The sequence below is a fragment of the Actinoplanes sp. NPDC048791 genome, from assembly GCF_040650095.1.
Taxonomy (GTDB): Bacteria; Actinomycetota; Actinomycetes; order Mycobacteriales; family Micromonosporaceae; genus Actinoplanes.
This window is the reverse complement of sequence record NZ_JBEZGQ010000064.1, coordinates 1-17,291: the sequence shown is the minus strand read 5'-3', so window position 1 is coordinate 17,291 and position 17,291 is coordinate 1. Positions and strand designations below refer to the sequence as shown.

16 protein-coding genes are annotated in these 17,291 nt (G+C 70.6%); 5 read left to right on the top strand and 11 right to left on the bottom strand.

Going from position 1 to position 17,291, the window contains the following annotated elements:
- Positions 1–78: 78 nt before the first annotated feature.
- Both AB0C29_RS07905 and AB0C29_RS07900 read right to left on the bottom strand, forming a co-directional pair.
- Positions 79–1,029: a cyclase family protein gene (locus tag AB0C29_RS07905; RefSeq protein WP_360816788.1), complete on the bottom strand. Its 951-nt coding sequence runs from the start codon at positions 1,027–1,029 to the stop codon at positions 79–81.
- 24 nt (positions 1,030–1,053) lie between these two features.
- A complete protein-coding gene (locus tag AB0C29_RS07900; RefSeq protein ID WP_360816785.1) occupies positions 1,054–1,641 on the bottom strand; it encodes a TMEM165/GDT1 family protein in 588 nt (195 codons plus the stop codon).
- Positions 1,642–1,904: 263 nt separating this feature from the next.
- Between AB0C29_RS07900 and AB0C29_RS07895 the strand changes: the two genes are divergently transcribed.
- Entirely contained in the window at positions 1,905–2,822 is a 918-nt protein-coding gene (locus AB0C29_RS07895; protein ID WP_360816791.1) for an NAD(+)/NADH kinase, read from the top strand.
- Here the strand turns inward: AB0C29_RS07895 and AB0C29_RS07890 are convergent.
- The gene (locus tag AB0C29_RS07890; RefSeq protein ID WP_360816782.1) at positions 2,819–4,414 is read right to left on the bottom strand and encodes an alpha/beta hydrolase; all 1,596 of its coding nucleotides are present in this window, start codon (positions 4,412–4,414) and stop codon (positions 2,819–2,821) included. The two genes, AB0C29_RS07895 and AB0C29_RS07890, sit on opposite strands and share 4 nt — an antisense overlap.
- Before the next feature lie 97 nt (positions 4,415–4,511).
- A complete protein-coding gene (locus tag AB0C29_RS07885; RefSeq protein ID WP_360816780.1) occupies positions 4,512–5,741 on the bottom strand; it encodes an MFS transporter in 1,230 nt (409 codons plus the stop codon).
- Between the two features lie 80 nt (positions 5,742–5,821).
- On the opposite strand from AB0C29_RS07885, the gene AB0C29_RS07880 reads away from it, so the two are divergent.
- A complete protein-coding gene (locus AB0C29_RS07880) occupies positions 5,822–6,412 on the top strand; it encodes a TetR/AcrR family transcriptional regulator (protein ID WP_360816776.1) in 591 nt (196 codons plus the stop codon).
- Positions 6,413–6,499: 87 nt separating this feature from the next.
- On the top strand, positions 6,500–7,003 hold the full coding sequence (locus AB0C29_RS07875) for a hypothetical protein (RefSeq protein WP_360816773.1): 504 nt from the start codon (positions 6,500–6,502) through the stop codon (positions 7,001–7,003).
- Here AB0C29_RS07875 and AB0C29_RS07870 read toward each other — a convergent pair.
- The 6 genes from AB0C29_RS07870 to AB0C29_RS07845 form a co-directional block, all read right to left on the bottom strand.
- The gene (locus AB0C29_RS07870) at positions 6,993–8,084 is read right to left on the bottom strand and encodes a hypothetical protein (protein ID WP_360816770.1); all 1,092 of its coding nucleotides are present in this window, start codon (positions 8,082–8,084) and stop codon (positions 6,993–6,995) included. The two genes, AB0C29_RS07875 and AB0C29_RS07870, sit on opposite strands and share 11 nt — an antisense overlap.
- 164 nt (positions 8,085–8,248) lie before the next feature.
- On the bottom strand, positions 8,249–9,238 hold the full coding sequence (locus tag AB0C29_RS07865) for a zinc-dependent alcohol dehydrogenase family protein (RefSeq protein ID WP_360816767.1): 990 nt from the start codon (positions 9,236–9,238) through the stop codon (positions 8,249–8,251).
- Positions 9,235–10,068 (bottom strand): carbohydrate ABC transporter permease, encoded by an 834-nt coding sequence (locus AB0C29_RS07860; RefSeq protein ID WP_360816764.1) that lies wholly within the window; start codon positions 10,066–10,068, stop codon positions 9,235–9,237. The genes AB0C29_RS07865 and AB0C29_RS07860 overlap by 4 nt, the downstream gene beginning before the upstream one ends.
- Positions 10,065–10,997 (bottom strand): sugar ABC transporter permease, encoded by a 933-nt coding sequence (locus tag AB0C29_RS07855; RefSeq protein WP_360816761.1) that lies wholly within the window; start codon positions 10,995–10,997, stop codon positions 10,065–10,067. Before AB0C29_RS07855 ends, AB0C29_RS07860 begins: the two co-directional genes overlap by 4 nt.
- Before the next feature lie 54 nt (positions 10,998–11,051).
- Positions 11,052–12,413: a sugar ABC transporter substrate-binding protein gene (locus AB0C29_RS07850; RefSeq protein WP_360551216.1), complete on the bottom strand. Its 1,362-nt coding sequence runs from the start codon at positions 12,411–12,413 to the stop codon at positions 11,052–11,054.
- Between the two features lie 84 nt (positions 12,414–12,497).
- Positions 12,498–13,259, bottom strand: a complete 762-nt coding sequence (locus AB0C29_RS07845; RefSeq protein ID WP_360551214.1) for a DeoR/GlpR family DNA-binding transcription regulator — start codon at positions 13,257–13,259, stop codon at positions 12,498–12,500.
- A gap of 410 nt (positions 13,260–13,669) precedes the next feature.
- Between AB0C29_RS07845 and AB0C29_RS07840 the strand changes: the two genes are divergently transcribed.
- Positions 13,670–15,919 (top strand): EAL domain-containing protein, encoded by a 2,250-nt coding sequence (locus AB0C29_RS07840; RefSeq protein WP_360816758.1) that lies wholly within the window; start codon positions 13,670–13,672, stop codon positions 15,917–15,919.
- Between the two features lie 108 nt (positions 15,920–16,027).
- On the top strand, positions 16,028–16,276 hold the full coding sequence (locus tag AB0C29_RS07835; protein ID WP_360816756.1) for a hypothetical protein: 249 nt from the start codon (positions 16,028–16,030) through the stop codon (positions 16,274–16,276).
- 5 nt (positions 16,277–16,281) lie between these two features.
- Here the strand turns inward: AB0C29_RS07835 and AB0C29_RS07830 are convergent.
- Positions 16,282–17,291 (bottom strand): DUF4190 domain-containing protein (locus tag AB0C29_RS07830; RefSeq protein WP_360816753.1); only part of this gene is annotated, 1,010 nt, incomplete at its 5' end.

The window sequence follows — 17,291 nt, the reverse complement described above, 5'->3', positions numbered from 1 at the left end:
CCGCGGTGCGGTCGGCGCAGCAGGCGTCGGGGGCGGTGTCGTCGTCGTGCGCGCCGAGCGGGGCGTCCGGGTCGGGGGTCACCCGCCTGACGTCGGCAGCCACCCTCCGGACCTGAGGTGGTCGTGCGGCTCGATGGCCGGCACCGACGCGTACGCCCGCACCGGGAACGTGCCGAACGCGGACACCCGGGGCGGTGCGGCCGTGAACCGGGCACCGGTCGGCGGCAGGTCCCCGAGCCCGGTGAGGTGCTCGACGATCGGGATGCCGGCGGCCAGCAGCAGCGTGTGCGCGGGTCGTTCGCCGCTCGCGGTCATGGCGTCGATGTTCGCCGCGTCGATGCCGACCAGCGCCGCGCCGTGGTCGACCAGCCACTGCGCCCCGGCCTCGCCCAGGTGGGGCGCGTCGACGACGTACTCCGGGGTGGCCCAGTGGGCGTCACCGCCGGTGTGCAGCAGCACCGCCCGGCCCGCGACCTCGAGGCCCTCCAGCGCGTCGACGCCGACCGTGCGGACTCCGCTGCCCGCGGTGCGCACGACGACCGCGGGCAGGTCGGCCAACCGTTCCAGGGGCAACCCGGCCAGGTCGGTACCGTCCGGGTAGCGGTGGAACGGGCTGTCCAGGTAGGTGCCCGTGTTGCCGACCATGGTGATCAGGTCGATGGCGAACTCGGTGCCCGGCGCGTACACGTCGCGGGAGGCCTCGCGGGTCAGGTGCGGGGTGAACTCCGGGGCCGGCAGCCCGGGCAGGGTCACCAGGCCCTCGGCGATGACGTGGCTGAGCTCGACCCAGCGCCGGGCCGGGTCCGCCGGGCCGGCCGGGGTGCCCAGGTGCGGCTCGGCGAAGATCCGGACGTTGCGCAGCTCGACCCGTCCCACGTCACGCAGCCGGCACGCCGCCACGAACAGCGCGCCGATCTGCGCCTCGGTGGCGTCGGCATGCGGCACGTCGACCTTGAAACTCTGCGCGTGCAGGCCGCCGCCGGTGCTGAACATGACGGTGGCGTCGAACTCGGCCCGGTACTGCAGCACCGCGTCTCCTCCTGCTGGTTGAGGCTAGGTGAGCTCGATGAGGGCTTCCACGAGCAGCCAGATGCCGAAGATAGCGAAGAGCGCCGCGGCGCCGTACTTGATGACCTTCTCCGGCAGGTGCCGGCCGAGCAGCCGGCCGACCAGGATGGCCAGCGCGTCGGCGGCGACCATGCCCAGCGTGGAGCCGAGCCAGGTGCCGAACCAGCCGTGCTGGGTGGCCAGCGTGATGGTGGCGAGCATCGTCTTGTCGCCCAGCTCGGCCAGGAAGAACGCGCCGCCGACGGCCAGGATCGCCGAGCCGGTCGAGCGCTCGGCCTTGGTCTTCTCCTCGTCGGTGAGCTTGTCGCCGCGCAGCGTCCACGCGCCGAACGCGAGGAAGGCGATGCCCGCGACCAGGGAGATCCAGCCGGTCGGCAGCGCGGCGCCGAGGCCGTAGCCGATGCCGACGGAGACGGCGTGCACCACGGCGGTGGCCACGGTGATGCCGATCAGCACCGGCACGGGTTTGAAGCGGGTGGCGAACGTGAGCGCCATCAGCTGCGATTTGTCGCCCAGCTCGGCGACGAAGATGACCGCGAAGCTGAGCGCGGTGGCGACGAGGAACCCGTCCATGAGAACTCCCGGTGAGCAGCGGACCGGGGTTCGGGCGCGGGGGCGACCTCGACCCGGCCCGCATAAATAAACGCGGCCAAGTCGAAGGTCTCGCTCGCCTCAGAGATCCTGAACCGTGGATCCAAGGCTGTGTGGCCGGGCTCTCGAACCGCAGAGCCAGTATGTCGACCACGACATTGGGAGCTACTCCCCTTCGCGCCCCGAAGCTTACCGGGCCGGGCAGTGGATCTGACTAGGGTTGGCCTGTGAGCCTGGAAACAGCGGTGGACACGGTCGGTCTGGTCCTGCACCCCACCAAGCCGGTCGCCGATTCGGTGGCCACGCTGGCGGCCTGGGCGCGTACCCACCGGGGCCGGGTGCTGGCCCGTACGGCCGACGCGGGCCGGGTGCCCGCGGACGTCGAGACCGTTCCGGAGCCGGAGTTCCTCGAGCGGGTCGGCGGCCTGGTGGCGCTGGGCGGCGACGGCACGATGCTGGGCGCGATGCGGCTGGTGGTCGACCGGCCGGTGCCCGTGCTCGGGGTCAACCACGGCAACCTGGGTTTCCTGGTCGAGGTGACGCCGGCGACGCTGGGCGAGGCGCTGGAGCAACTGCACCGCGGGGACTTCACCGTGGAGTCGCACGGCTGCCTGGTGGCCGACGCGGGCCCGGTCGCCCTGACCACCCGTTACGGCTTCAACGACGTGGTGCTGGCCCGGCTCGGGCGCACCGGCGCGGTCTCGGTGGACCTGACGGTCAACGGCCGGCAGTACGGCTACTACCGGTGCGACGGCGTGGTCATCTCGACGCCGAACGGCTCGACGGCGTACAACTACGCGGCCGGCGGCCCGGTGCTGTCCCCCTCGGCCGCCGCCGTCGTGATCACCCCGGTCGCGCCGATGGCGGGCATCGGCCGGTCGGTGGTGCTGGGCGCGGGTGACCGGGTGGCGCTGACCGTGGCCGCCGACAGTGCGCCGGTCGCGGTGGACGTCGACGGTACGGCGGCCGGCGAGCTCACCGGCGGTGACGTCCTGGCGGCCGGCCTGCGGGAGAAGGCCGCCGAGGTGGTCCGCCTGTCCCCCGACCGGCACCAGAACCGCAGCCAGGTCAAGCTGAGTCTGCTGGACCTGCCGTTGCGCCGGGACCAGCTGCTGGAGCTGATCCCGGCCGAGCTGCGGCACAAGGTCGTGCCGGAGGACTAACGGATGAGCTTCTGCAGTTCCAGCCGGGTCTGCACGGCCGCGCTCTCCGCGCGCTTCGTCGTGGTCGCGGCCGGTGTCGGGTCCGGCGGTGCGATGGGCTTGCACTGCTTGTCCGACCGGTCCGCCTTGACCCGCCGGGGCAGGGCGCCCGTCGCGAGGTAGTCGGCGACCGCGTGGTCCACGCACCGGTTGCCGAAGAGTGAGCCCGCGTGGGTCGTGCCGCCGACGCCCTCGATCAGCGCCGAGCGCGGGAAGCGCTTGCGGACCTCGAGGCTGCCCGAGAACGGGGTGGCCGCGTCCAGGGTCTCGCTGATCAGCAGGAGCGGCGGGGCCTTGCTCCCGTCGACCGCGACCGGCTGGCCGGGCTCGCCGGCCCAGTCCCGGCAGGGCGCGTTGTACCAGGCGTTGCCCCAGGTCTCGAAGGGGGCGCGCCGGTGCACCCGCCAGTTGTCGGTCTGCCAACGCTGCCAGGACGCCGGCCACCGGGCGTCGGTGCACTGGACCCCGAGGTAGATCGCGTAGCCGTTGTCGGAGCCGGGCTCCTGGGTGTTGTTGTCGTCGTAGAGCTTGCGCAGCTCCGCCGGGTCGTCGTCGTTGACCCAGCTCGCGAACGCCGACGCGACCGTCTCCCAGCCGAAGACGTAGTACCCGGCCTGGAGGAAGACGTCGGTCAGCTCGTCCGGGCCGAGGACCCCACCGGCCGGCTTGCGGGCCAGCTTGGCCTGCTCGGCGTAGAAGAGCTTCTCGACCTTCCCGGCGCTCCGGCCGAGGTGGTAGACGTCGTCGTGGTCGGCCAGCCAGCGGAAGTAGATCTTGATGTTGCGGTCGAACGCGAGGTCCTGGTCGAGGTTGGCGTCGTACCAGACCCGGCCGGGGTCGACGTTGCCGTCGAGCACCATCCGGCGGACCCGGTCGGGGTGGCGGGTGGCGTACACCTGGCCGAGGTAGGTCCCGTACGAGAAGCCGTAGAAGTTGATCTGCTCCACGCCCAGCGCGATCCGCAGCCGTTCCAGGTCCCGCACGGTGTCGGTGGTCCGCAGGTGATCGAGCAGCGCGCCGCCGTTCTTGGCACAGGCCGCGGCGTAGCCCTTGGCCCGGGCCAGCCAGGCCTTCTCGATCGCGCGGGTGCTGGGCACGTACGGCGGCCGGTTGTAGCCGGCGTACGTGGAGTCGCAGGTCAGCGCCGGCTTGCTGGACCCGACGCCGCGCGGGTCGAAGCCGATCCAGTCGTACGCGGCGCCGGCCTTGTCCGGGACCAGGTCACCGAGCACCGGCAGGGGCAGGCCGGAGCCGCCGGGACCACCGGGGTTCACCAGCATGACGCCCTGGTAGTCGCGGTCCGGGACCGAGTGCTTGATCCGGGAGACGGCGAGCTGGATCTTCGGCCCGGCGGGCGCCGCGTGGTCCAGCGGGACGGCCAGGAAGCCGCACTGCGCCTTGCGCGTCTTGAGGGCGGCGTTCTCGCACTCGCCCCAGGTGATCGTGGGGTATCCGGGAGCGCCACGCGGCGGCTCCGCGTGCGCGCCGGACGCGACGGCCGCGCCGCCCAGTGCCAGCGCGAACGTGGCGGCAGCCGCCAGAAGTCTTGTCATGCCCAGCCCTTCGTGTGGTTTCGCCCCATATGCTCCGGCGCGAACGACTGTTCAACAGCCGTCCACGCCGGGGGGTTACCACGAAAGAGCCGGTCGATCAGGCCCGCCGTACCCGCTGAGCAGCCAGCGCGGCCAGCCCGAGCGCGACCACGACCAGCCCGTAGACCACCGTGGTCAGGTGCAGGCCGGCGGAGGTGGCGGCGAGCCCGGCGATCACCGCCGGCAGGCTGAAGGCGACGTACGCGATGGTCAGCGCGACCGCGAACAGCTCGCCGCGCTCGTGCGGAGCGGCCAGCAGCGCGAGGGTGCCGAAGCTCGCCAGCGCGGAGGCGCCGAAGCCGATCCCGGCCAGCGCCGTACCGACCGCGCCGAACACCACGTTGCCGGTCTGCACGCCGACCAGGGTCACCGCGGTGCCCACGGTGAGCAGCGCCCCGGCGATGGTGAGCACCCGCGGCGTCGGCCAGGTCCGCAGCGCGAACGCGGTCACCGCGCCGGTGCCGCAGAGCAGGGTCACGACCAGGCCGCCGATCAGGTGGTTGGCCAGCCCGAAGACGCCGACCGCGACGGACGGGCCGAGCGAGAGGTAGAGACCACCCAGGGCCCAGCTCGCCACGATGATCGGCACGAGAGCGAACACCGCGCCGCGCAGCCGGGCCGGCACGCCGAGCCGGGGGATCAGGGACGCCACGCCACCGGGACGCCGGCCCGAGGTCTCCGGCATCACCAGCACGACCAGGGCGGCGACGGCCATCCCGGCGAGCAGCAGGGCGTAGACGAAGTGGGTGGGGCCGGGAGCGAACTGCACCAGCGCGCCGGTGCCGAGGGAGCCGATCGCCAGGCCGGCGGGCGGCACCACGCTGTTGACCAGCCCGGCCCGGCCGGGCGCGTGCGGCGGATTGAGATCGACCAGGGCGGCGCCGAGGGTGGTGAGGGCGGCGCCGGTCGCGATGCCCTGCAGGAAGCGGGCGGCGAGCAGCACCGGGACGTCACCGGCGGCGAGGAAGAGAACGAGGGCGACGATCTCCAGGCCGATCGCGGCGGCGAGCACCGGCCGGCGACCGACGTGGTCGGACAGGGCACCCAGCACCAGCAGGGCGCCGATCAGGCCGACGACGTAGACGGCGAAGACGACGGTCAGCGTGACCGCCGAGAAGCCCCACAGCTGCTGATAGACCACGTAGAGCGGCGAAGGCGCACTGGACGCGGCCGTGAACGTCACGAAGATCGCCGCGATCGCGGCGAAGGCCACCGGACGGGACAGGCGTTTGCGGCGGACGGCCGGATCACCGGTACGGGCGGTCGTGCGGTTCGCGGTGGTGGTCATGGCACTTCCTCGCCTTCCGAACAGACAGGTCTGTCTGACGTCCCCGACACTAGACAGATCTGTCTGCTATCGTCAATCGCATGTCCGCTGCGTCACCCCCGAGCCCCGTCGCCCCCAAGCCGTCCGCCCGCGACCGGCTGCTCGCCGCCGCCGACGAGCTCTTTTACGCCCAAGGCGTGCACACGGTCGGCATCGACCGGGTCATCGAGCACGCCGGCGTCGCCAAGGCCACGCTGTACAGCGCGTTCGGCAGCAAGGACGGGCTGATCCGGGCGTACCTCGAGGGCCGGCACCGGCGCCGGCGGGAACGCATCCTGACCGGGCTGGAACGTTTCGACACGCCACGCGACCGCCTGCTGGGGGTCTTCGACGTCCTGGCCGAGCTGGCCGCCGCGCCGTCGTTCCGCGGGTGCGCCTTCTACAACGCCAGCGCGGAGTCGCCGCCGGACGGCGTGGTCCAGCAGGTGTGCGACGAGAACCGCGCCTGGACCCGCGGACTGTTCACCGACCTGGCCCGTGAGGCCGGCGCACGGGACCCCGAGGCGCTGGCCGCGCAGTTGGTCGTCCTCTACGACGGCACCTCGGTCGGCGCCCGGATGGACCGTTCGGCCGCGGCGGCCACCGCGGCCCGCGCGGTCGCGGCCGCTCTGCTGGACGCCGCCACGGCCTGACGAGCCACCCGTACGCGCGGGGCCAGAATGCACCGTGCACTATGACCGGAATGTAACGATGCGGTGATGGACTGGCTCCATCCCCTCATGGGGACCACCACCGTGGACGGCCGGGCACCACAGGCGTACATGGTCGCGTTGCAGCACGTCGTGATGACTCTCGACGGCGACCCGGCCTGGCAACGCTGGTGGGACGCGGCGGGCGTACCGGAGTGCGAGCTCGGGATCGTCGCCGAGGGCCCGCTCGACCACCTGCGTCCCAGCGCCGACATCTGCAAGGTCAGCGGCAAGCTGCGGGCCAACTTCACCTGTGCCGCCCCGGCGCCCGGCAGCCGGCGTCCGGCGGAGCTGTTCCCGCTGGCGGTGCACGAGGTGACCGGCATGTTCGAGGTGATCCGCGAGGCGATGGGCCTGGGTGCGCTGCCGCCGGTGCCGCCGTTGCCCGACCTGCCGGAGCACGCCCGCGAGCTGGAGGTCACCTGCCGGGCCGTGGTGCAGGAGACCGGCGAGGTGGACGCGCAGGGCTATCTGACCCTCACCCAGATCCGGGAGTTCTTCGGCGACGAGGATCCGCAGTCCGTCAGCCGGTGAGTTCCTCGCTGTTCACCCGTTCCGGGCGGTGGGCGCCCGGGGTCCGCTGCCGGGGCAGGGCGGGCAGCGGCGGGGTGACCACCACGGCGGCGCCACCCAGGCCGATGCCGGCGTAACGCACCGGGTCGGTCCGGCGCAGCGCGAGGCCGTACCCGATGCCGAGCAGGACCGTGCCGCCACCCACAAGCTGGAGGGTCGGCTGGTCGGCCACCGCGAGATCACCGAGCACGCCCAGTCCAATCGTGGCCAGCCCCGGGGCGAGCAAGCGGCGCCAGAGCCCCTCGCCGTCCGGGTTGCGGTTGAGGAACAGCAGCGCCGCCAGTGCGGTCAACGCCAGCAGCACCAGGATGCCCGCGACGCCCGCGCGCTCCGGCCACCGGTCGATCGCGGATCCCGCGTACGCATATCCCCCGATCACCGCCCCCGCCACCACCGTCGGCACCGCCGACGCCGGGATCCGGCGGCCCAGCGCCGCGGGCAGCACCCGCTCCCGGCCCAGCGCGATCAGGTGGCGGGCGATCAGCTCCTGCAGCGCGATCATCCCCACGAGCAGCCCGGCGACCAGTACGGCCCGGCCCAGGGTGACCGCCCAGGGCGCGAATGTCCGCGCCACCGCTCTCTCCGGTGCGGTGCCGCCGAGCGCCCAGCTGGCCGCCGCGAACAGCAGCGCGAGCAGCGTGACGCAGACGGGCATCACCCAGCGCGGCTGCCGGGTCTGTCCGACGTGGACAGCATTGGTCTCGAAGCCGGCGAAGGTCTGTGCCGCGAGGAGCCGGATCGGGAGCACTCCGCAGACCGCGACGACCAACCAGCACGACAGGGCGACGACCCACCACGCCACCGAGATCCCGAACCAGCTCGCCAGCAGCGGCGCGGCTGCCGCACCGACCGCCGCGTAGAGCGTGAGCTGCAGGGCCTGGTACGACAGCAGAGCCAGCCCGGCCGCGCCGAGGCCGAGCGGGCGGCCGAGACCCCGGGCGATGAGGCCGTACAGCGGACCCGGGAACGGCATCCGCCGGACCATCGCGACCCAGCCGGTGGCGAAGACGAGCAGCAGCAGTCCCACCCCGGGAAGGAGCAAGGGGTGGACCGTCAGGTCCACGGCGAGCGGCGCCGTGACGGCAACGGCAAGCACAACGGCGGCCGGTGGGCGAAGCGGGGGCACCGCTTCATTCAGGCCCGCACCGGCCGCCGTTGACAACCACTAGTGATCAAGCACTAACCGAAAGTGACAAGATTGGCACATCAGGGCTCGATGAGGATCTTCCGTCCCACCCCGGCCCGGAACTGGTCGAGCGCCTGCGCATAGCTGTCCAGCGGGAACCGGTGACTGACGAAGATCTCCGGCGCCAGCACGCCGGCCGCCATCAGCTCCCCGGCCCGGTCGAAGCTGTGCAGCACCGCCATCGAGCCGGTGATGGTGATCTCGCGCCGGTAGATCTCGTACGGTTCGATCTCCACCCGGGCGTCGTAGCCGGACACCCCGAACTGCAGGAACGTGCCACCCCGGCCGACCCGGGCCAGCCCGTCGCGGATCGCCGGCGCCGCGCCGGTGCAGTCGATCACGACGTCCCAGCCGCGCGGCGCGTCGAGCTCGTCGGCGCTGGTCACGGCCGCGCTGCAGCCGAGCCGCTTGGCCGTCTCCAGGCGCTCGGGATTGAGATCCACCATGGACACCGTGGCCGCACCGGCCCGCTTGGCCAGCTCCAGCATCATCAGCCCCATCGTGCCGGAGCCGTAGATCAGGAACGTGTCGGCCATCCGGCGGGGCAGCACGTCGAAGCCGCGGACCGCGCAGGACAGCGGCTCGATGAGCGCGGCGTCCCGGGCGGCCAGGTGCGCCGGCAGCTTGAACAGGTTGGCCATCGGGGCGGCCACGAACTCGGCCGCACCACCGCTGCGGGTCACCCCGATCGCGTTCCAGTTCTCGCACTGGTTGCCCCGCGCCCGCTTGCAGTAGTAGCAGTAACCGCAGTACAGCGACGGGTCGACCGCGACCTGGTCGCCGACCGCGTACCCGGTGACCTGCGCGCCGAGCTCCACGATCTCGCCGGCGAACTCGTGACCCGGCACGATCGGGAAGGCCGGCGCGAACTCGCCGTCCAAGATGTGCAGGTCGGTGCCGCAGATGCCGACCGCGGCCGGCCGGACCACCACGTCGTACGGGCCCGGGGTGGGATCCGGCACGGTCTGCACCGCGATCGTGCCGGGGGTGACGACGACGGCTGCCTTCACTTGACCGCTCCCATCGAGAGTCCACGGACCAGCTTGTTCTGCGCGACCCAGCCGGCCAGCAGCACCGGCAGCGAGAGCAGGACGGCGGCGGCGGACAGGTCGGCCAGGAACGGGCCGCGACCGGAGATGAAGCCGAGCAGGAAGATCGGCGCCGTGCTGGCGTTCGTGTCGGTCAGGTTCACCGCCAGGAAGAACTCGTTCCAGGTGAAGATGAAGCAGATCAGCGCGGTGGCGGCCAGGCCGGGCGACACCATCGGCAGGATGATCCGCCGGATCGAGGTAATCAGGCCCGCGCCGTCGACCTCACCGGCCTCCAGCACCTCCCGCGGCACCTCGAGCAGGAACGACCGCATCATCCAGATGGCCAGCGGCAGGTTCATCGAGGTGTAGAGGATGACCATCGTCCAGATGTTGTCCTTCATGCCGATCTTCACCGTCAGCAGGTACACCGGCAGTACGGCGGCGACGACCGGCATCATCTTGGTGGAGATGAAGAAGAACAACGCGTCGCTCCACTTGGCCACCGGGCGCAGGGACAACGCGTACGCCGCCGGGGTCGCCAGCATCACCACGATCAGCGTGGAGAACACGCTGGCCATCAGCGAGTTCAGCAGAAACGGCGTGATGTTGCTGTCGAAGACGTTCGAGAAGTGCTCGAAGGTCGGCGTGAAGAACCAGACGGGCGGGTTGGTGGTGACGTCCTTGGACTGCTTGAGGCTGGTCAGCAGCATCCAGATGACCGGGAAGACGAAGATGATCCCGGCGACCCAGGCCACCACGCCCCAGGCCGCGTTCTGGACCCGGCGCCCGCCGGCGGTAGCGGTGCTCATCGGCCCTCCTCCACCTTGAACAGACCCGAGATGACCCGCAGCGCGAACGTCGCCACGATGATCGTCAGGATGACCACGACGACGCCGGCCGCGGAGGCCTCGCCGTACTCGAACTTGCTGAAGATGGTCTGGTAGATCTCGTACGGCAGGTTGGTGGTCGCCGTGCCGGGACCGCCCTGGGTGATCGTGTAGATCGCGTCGAACGTGTTCACCAGGTAGATCGAGCCCAGCAGCGCGCCCAGCTCCAGGTACTGGCGCAGGTGCGGCAGGGTCATCCGGGTGAAGATGCGCCAGGCGTTGGCGCCGTCCATCCGGGCCGCCTCCAGCACGTCGTTGCTCTGCGACTGGAGGCCGGCCAGCAGGATCAGCATCATGAAGGGCGTCCACTGCCACACCAGCGTGGTGATGATGGCGGTCTTGGGATACGACGTCGCCCAGGCGGTGCTGCCCCCGAAGATGCCGTTGATCAGGCCGTAGTCCGGGTTGTAGATGCCGTGCTTCCACAGCAGCGCGGCCGCCACCGGCATGATCAGGAACGGCGTGATCAGCATGGTCCGCACGATGGACCGGCCGAAGAACTTACGGTCGAGCAGGATGGCCAGGGCCAGGCCCAGGATCATCGAGAAGATCACCGCACCGGCGGTCAGCACCACCGTGTTGAGCAGCGCGGACCGCAGCCGGTTGTCGGTGAGCACGGTGACGTAGTTGTCGATGCCGACGAACTTCTTCGAACCCGGGCGCAGCGCGTTCCAGCTGAGCGTGGAGAAGTAGATCGTGACCAGGAACGGGACCTGGGTCACGATGATGGCGAAGATCAGTGCGGGCAGCAGGGGCGCCCGCCGTACCCAGCGCTCCTTGGCGCCCCCCTTGCGGGAGACGGGCGGCGGGGCCTCGGTCTGCGCGTCCGCCCGGGTGATGACGTCGGTCATTGCTAACCTTCCGGTCGGTGCGGGGGTGCCGTCACGACGGCACCCCCGCGGGCACTACTTGTAGTTCTTCGCCACTTCTTCGGCGAGTTTCTGTCCGTCGTTCAGTGCCGCGTCGACCGTCTTGCTCCCGGCCAGGGAGGCGCTGAGCTCCTGCGAGAGCTTGGTGCCGAGGTCCGCGAACTCGGGGATGCCGACGAACTGCACACCCAGCGCGGGCCGGGGCTGCAGACCCGGGTTGGTCGGGTTGGCGTTCTCGATCGAACCGAGCGTGATGTCCGCGAAGGCCTTGGCCGACTCCTTGTACTCCGGGATCGAGTACGTCGAGGTGCGCTTGCCGGACGGCACCCGCGACCAGCCGAGCTTCTCGCCGACCAGCTTCTCGTAGTCCTTGCTGGTCGCCCACGAGATGAACTTCCAGGCGTTGTCGGCCTTCTTGGTGGTCTTGGGCATCGCGAACGCCCAGGTCCACAGCCAGCCGGAGTACTCGGTCTTGTTGACCGGGGCGTACGCGTAACCGACCTTGCCGGCCACCTTGGACGAGTTCGGGTCCTCGAGCGTGCCGGCCGCGGACGTGGCGTCGTACCACATGGCCGCCTTGCCCTGACCGAACGTGTTCAGGCACTCGGTGAAGCCGGCCTGCGGTGCGCCGGCCTCGCCGTGCTGCTTGACCAGGTTGACGTAGAAGTTGGCGGCTTCCTTGAACTCGGGGGCGTTGACCTTCGGCGTCCAGTCCTTCTCGAACCAGGTGCCGCCGTACGTGTTGACGACCGTGGTCAGCGGGGCGAACATCTCGCCCCAGCCGGGCAGGCCGCGCAGGCAGATGCCGGCCACGCCCTTGCCCTTGTCGTCCAGCTTGGCGGCGAAGTCGGCGACCTGCGCCCAGGTCGGCTTCTCCGGCATCTTGAGGCCCTTGGCCTCGAACATGTCCTTGTTGTACATGAGGAACGACGACTCGCCGTAGAACGGCGCCGCGTACATCTTGCCGTCGTCGCCGGTCAGCGACTGCACCATCGGCTTGATCAGGTCGGCCTGGTCGTACGCCGAGTCGGCCGCCGCCTGCGTGGAGACCTCGTGCAGCCAGCCGTTCTTGGCCCAGATCGGCACCTCGTACGCGCCGACCGTCACGGCGTCGTACTGCCCGCCCTGGTTGGCGACGTCCTGGGTGACCTTGTCGCGCAGTTCGTTCTCGGGAAGGATCGTGAACTTCACCGTGACGCCGGACTGCTTGGTGAAGTTGTCGGCGGTGAGCTTCTGGATGTCCTCCATCTGCGGGTTGCCGACCATGAGCACGGTGATGGTGTTGTCGGCGGTGTCGCCACCGCCGGTGGAGCCGGCGCCGGAACACCCGGAGAGCACGAGGGCGCCCGCGGTCGCCCCCGCGATCAGCAGAGAGAGCTTCTTACCTGGTTTCTGCACAGCAGATCCTCCGTTTGCAGACATGCGCGAACCGTGCCGGCGATCGAAAAATGGCCGGCAGTCAAGAGCAAAAATGTTTTCCGGTCAGACCCGGATGACCTGGGGCCCGAGCCGGGAATAGCGGTGCGCCTCGGACGCCGGCAGCCCGGTGTCCGTGACCAGTGATTCGAAATCCGATATCTCGGCGAAGCGGCAGAACGTCCGCACACCGAACTTTGTGTGAATGCCGGCGAATATCCGCCGGCGGGCGGCCCGGACGGCGTGCGCCTTGACGTCGGCGACGGCCGGGTCCGGGGTGGTGAGACCCACCTCGCGGGAGATGCCGTTGGCGCCGACGAAGGCGAGATCGATGACGAAGCCGGCCAGCATGCCGCTGGCCCAGTGGTCGACCGTGGCCAGGGTGCGGCCCCGGACCCGGCCGCCGAGCAGCAGGACGGTCGCCGGGCTGGAGGTGGACAGCCAGGCCGCTGTGTTCAGCGAGGCGGTGACGACGGTGAGCGGCCGGTCGGTCGGCAGGGCCTCGGCGATGAGCTGCGGGGTGAACCCCTCGTCGATGAAGATGGTCTCCGCGTCTCCGAGAAGGCCGACCGCCGCGGCGGCGATCCGCCGCTTCTCGGGCACGCCCCGGGTGGTGCGCATGGCCAGGTCGGTCTCGAATTTCGCGGTCTCCACCGGATACGCACCACCGTGCGTACGCCGCAGCAGTCCGTGCTTTTCGAGCAGGCGCAGATCGCGCCGAATGGTCTCGGCGGAAACTGTCAGTTCGGCAGCCAGTTTGGCGACGTCCACCTCACCCTGCCGGCGGGCCAGGGCGACGATCTGATGCTGTCTTTCTTCCGCGTTCACATTCCCACCTCCGGCCGCCCACCCAGGCATTCGCTCATCCGCGGCTGCCGTGGACCATTTGTAACACCGGGGAAACGTGTGGCCCCCATCACAGACCAGGCTGATTCGGTGTGTCTCTGCCCGCTTCGGTACTGCGGCTACCCGGTGGATATCATCCCATTCACCGGCGAAAGCGGACGAAGGTCATGCCCGAATGATCGAAAATTCTGCCCGGTCGCTGCCCGGTGGTGTGAACTCGGTAGACCGGAGCGGGCCCGAGCGGGCGTACGGGCCCCGCGAAGCCCGCCGACGGGTTGTTACCGGAGCTTTATCAAGGCCGCTGTGTGGGAACGGCAACGCGCGCGGCCGAAAACGGTCACGCTGAAGACCTCAGCTCCACGTCCGGCGAACCGACAGACTGGGTCATGGGCATGCTTGCAACTCAGCAGCTGACGGAGTTCCTCTCCGTGGTCGCTGACCGGCCGGACGGACCGGCGGCGCAGTACGCGGCCGTCGAATGCGCGGTGCGCGCCCTCGACGCCGAGGTTGCTGTGCTGGTCATCGAGGGACGCGTGGCCGCCACCATCGGCGTACCGGCCGACCAGGTGCGGCCGGCCGTGCTCACCGAGGTGGCCGCCGGACGCCGCAGCGTACTGAGTCTCGGCGGCACCGCGTACGCGGTCACCGGCGCGGCCCTGGGCGGCCAGGCGCCCGGCGCACTGGTCGTCGGCCGCACCGGCCCGGACTTCACCGACGAGGACGTCTGCCTGCTCCGCGGCATGGCCCTGGTCCTCGAGCTGAGCCTGCAGGCCCTGCACGTCATCGAGTCGGAACGCCGGCAGGCCCGCGAGAACGGCCGGCTGGCCGACTCGCTGCAGGAACGCCAGCGCCTGTTCGAGCACCTGACCCGGATCCAGCGGCTGATCGCCCGCCGGGCCCCGCTGCAGCAGATCCTGGACGCGATCACCGCGGGCGCCGCCGAGCTGCTCGACCTGGAGATGGCCTCGCTCAACCTGCTGGAGAAGGACGATCCGTCGGTCGGCTCGATGGTCTCCAGCATCGGCTTCGCCCCCGAAGTGCTGGCCAAGATGAAGCGCATCCCGCTGCCGTCGGCGGGCGTCGCCGGCCTGGCCGTGCTGGGCGACGAGCTGATCATGGTGGAGGACTACGCCAACTCACCGATCGCCATCCCCGAGGTGGTGCGCTCCAGCCTCAAGGCCGTGATGGCCATCCCCGTGCACGAGAACGGCGCGGTGGTCGGCTGCCTGACCGTCGGCACGTACACCGGCCCCCGGGAATGGGACAAGCCCGCGCAGGAAATACTGCGTGCGTTCGCCGAGCACGTCAGCCTGGCGCTGACCGACGCCCGCACCCTCGAGGCGATGAACGAGGCGTTCCACGACTCGCTGACCGGACTGGCCAGCCGGGCTCTGTTCCAGGCCCGGATGGACCGCGCGTTCGCCACGGCCGAGCAGGAGAACGCCGGCGTCGCCATGCTCTTCGTCGACCTGGACCGCTTCAAGGTCGTCAACGACTCGCTCGGGCACGCGGCCGGCGACCAACTCCTGGTCCTGGCCGCCGAACGGATCAAGAAGTGCCTGCGCTCGGCCGACATGGCGGCCCGCCTCGGCGGCGACGAGTTCGCGGTGCTGCTGCCGCTGGTGCATGGCCTGGACGAGGCCGTACCGGTGGCCCGGCGCATCCTCGAAGCCATGCGTGAGCCGTTCGAGCTCAACGGCAAGGAGACCTTCGTCAGCTGCAGCGTCGGCGTGGCGTACAGCGTGGCCGGCGGGCACGACGGCCAGGAGCTGATGGTCAGCGCGGACCTGGCCATGTACCAGGCCAAGAAGCAGGGCAAGGACCGCTACGAGATCTTCGAGCCGGCCATGCAGGCGGTGTTCCAAGCCGGCCTGCAGATGGAGGCGGACCTGCGCCGGGCCGTGGTGCGGCACGAGTTCGAGCTGCGCTACCAGCCGATCGTGCACCTGAAGACCGGGGAGATCACCGGCCTGGAGGCGCTGGTCCGCTGGCAGCACCCGGAGCGCGGGATCATCCCGCCGCTGGACTTCATCCCGCTCGCCGAGGAGACCGGGATGATCGTCCCGATCGGCGAATGGGTGCTGCGCGAAGCGTGCCGGCAGGCGGCCCGGTGGAACGAGCGTCGTGAGGGCAAGCGCCCGCTGAGTGTCAGCGTCAACATGTCGGCGGTCCAGCTGGAGCAGGCGGACCTGCCGGAGGTGGTGGCGTCGGCGCTGAGCAACAGCGGCCTGCCGGCCACCAGCCTGGTGATCGAACTGACCGAGTCACTGCTGGTCGACCACCGCCCGTCGACCCTGCGCCAGCTCGAGCAGATCAAGAGCCTGGGGGTACGGCTGGCCATCGACGACTTCGGCACCGGGTATTCGAGCCTGGCGTACCTGCGCCGGTTCCCGATCGACATCATCAAGATCGACAAGTCGTTCGTCGACGACGTCGGTGACGTACCGGCCGCGGCGGCGCTGACGCTGGGCATCATCCAGCTGGGCCAGGCGCTGCACCTGTCCACGATCGCGGAGGGCATCGAGGACGCGGGGCAGCTGAGCGAGCTGACCGACGGCAACTGCGAACTGGGGCAGGGCTACTACTTCGCCGAGCCGCTCAACGACCAGGACATGGGCGAACTGCTGTTCCCCTCGTCCTGAACCGGGCCCGCACCTCGACGCGTCCGGCGACCGAACGAACCGTCCGGACCCGGCCGTAGAACTCCAGACGGCAGACGGTGGGCAGCGCCCCAGGCAAAACTCGACCCCGTGCTGGCCGCCGAAATCGACGCACCGGCGGCCGGCTCCTGCACCGCGGACCTCTTCACCCGGTCCGCGGCGGCGAACGGGCAGTCGGTCCAGACCTTCTTGGAAGAAGGGCGGGCGCAGAGCACCCTGCTGAAACGACTGCCCACCCTCGCCCAGATCGCGGAAACAACCGCGTTCCCGGCCTCGGACCGCGCCGCGGTCATCACCGGAACAGTGGCCAACCTGTCCGGCGGCGCCCTCGTGGACTGAAGGAATCAGTCGCGCACCGAGCCGGTGGTCGTGCCGCGTTCGTCGGTGGCCACGCAGGTCACGCCCCGGTCCCGGGACCAGGACTCCTGCAACGGGTGCAGGTAGAGCACCTCGACGGTCTTGGCCGGGCTGGCCGCGTACGCCTTGAGCTCGGCCTCGCAGAGCTTCTCGGCCTGCTTCTGCACCTCGGCGTCACCCGGCCACGGGCCGGCCGGCAGGTTGAAGTTGGCGTAGACCTCACCCTCGTGCGGCAGGGCGCAGGAGATGACGGGAAGGTCCTCGACGCTGCCGACGGTCTGGATGCCGTTGATGCAGTCACCCGGCTTCAGCTGGGTGACCGAGACGGACCCGCTGTTGGCGCCACCGGCGGTGCTGCTCGACGAGTTGCCGGAGTCGCTGATGATGGCGGCCGTCACGCCGATGATGATCAGCAGCACCCAGCAGCCGGAGAGGGTGAGGCCGGCGATGGCCATACCCCGGCCCGTCTGCCCGCGCTTACGGATCTGCACGAGCGCGACGATGCCGAAGATGACGCTGAGCAGGATGCCGCCGAGGATGCCGAAGATCAGGGAGGCGATGGCGAAACCGCTGGTGCCGCCGCTGCCGGGCGGCGGGTAGGGGGATGCGCCGGGGGCCGGGAAGCCGGGGTAGCCGTCAGGCTGCGGGGCGCCGTAGGGCGCTCCAAGCTGGGCGCCGTAAGGCGCGCCCTGCTGGTTGCCGTCGAAGCCGCCCGGCTGAGCGCCATAGGACGCACCCGCCTGACCGCCGTCGAAGCCACCGGGCTGAGCGCCATAGGACGCACCCGCCTGGCCGCCGTCGAAGCCGCCCGGCTGAGCCCCGTAGGAAGTGCCCGGCTGAGCGCCGTAGGACGGGCCCGGCTGAGCGCCGTAGGGAGTGCCGGGCTGAGCGCCGGAAGGCTGGCCGCCTTCGAAGCCGCCGGGCTGAGCGCCATAAGGCGCGGGCGGGGCCGCACCCCAGCCCTGCTCGGCCGGCCATTCCGTGTTGCCCTGCTGGG

Coding starts and splice junctions, on each gene's coding strand:
- AB0C29_RS07900 (WP_360816785.1), bottom strand. CDS start 1,641: ATGGACGGGTTCCTCGTCGCCACCGCGCTCAGCTTCGCGGTCATCTTC.
- AB0C29_RS07890 (WP_360816782.1), bottom strand. CDS start 4,414: ATGACAAGACTTCTGGCGGCTGCCGCCACGTTCGCGCTGGCACTGGGC.
- AB0C29_RS07885 (WP_360816780.1), bottom strand. CDS start 5,741: ATGACCACCACCGCGAACCGCACGACCGCCCGTACCGGTGATCCGGCC.
- AB0C29_RS07880 (WP_360816776.1), top strand. CDS start 5,822: ATGTCCGCTGCGTCACCCCCGAGCCCCGTCGCCCCCAAGCCGTCCGCC.
- AB0C29_RS07875 (WP_360816773.1), top strand. CDS start 6,500: ATGGGGACCACCACCGTGGACGGCCGGGCACCACAGGCGTACATGGTC.
- AB0C29_RS07860 (WP_360816764.1), bottom strand. CDS start 10,068: ATGAGCACCGCTACCGCCGGCGGGCGCCGGGTCCAGAACGCGGCCTGG.
- AB0C29_RS07855 (WP_360816761.1), bottom strand. CDS start 10,997: ATGACCGACGTCATCACCCGGGCGGACGCGCAGACCGAGGCCCCGCCG.
- AB0C29_RS07840 (WP_360816758.1), top strand. CDS start 13,670: ATGCTTGCAACTCAGCAGCTGACGGAGTTCCTCTCCGTGGTCGCTGAC.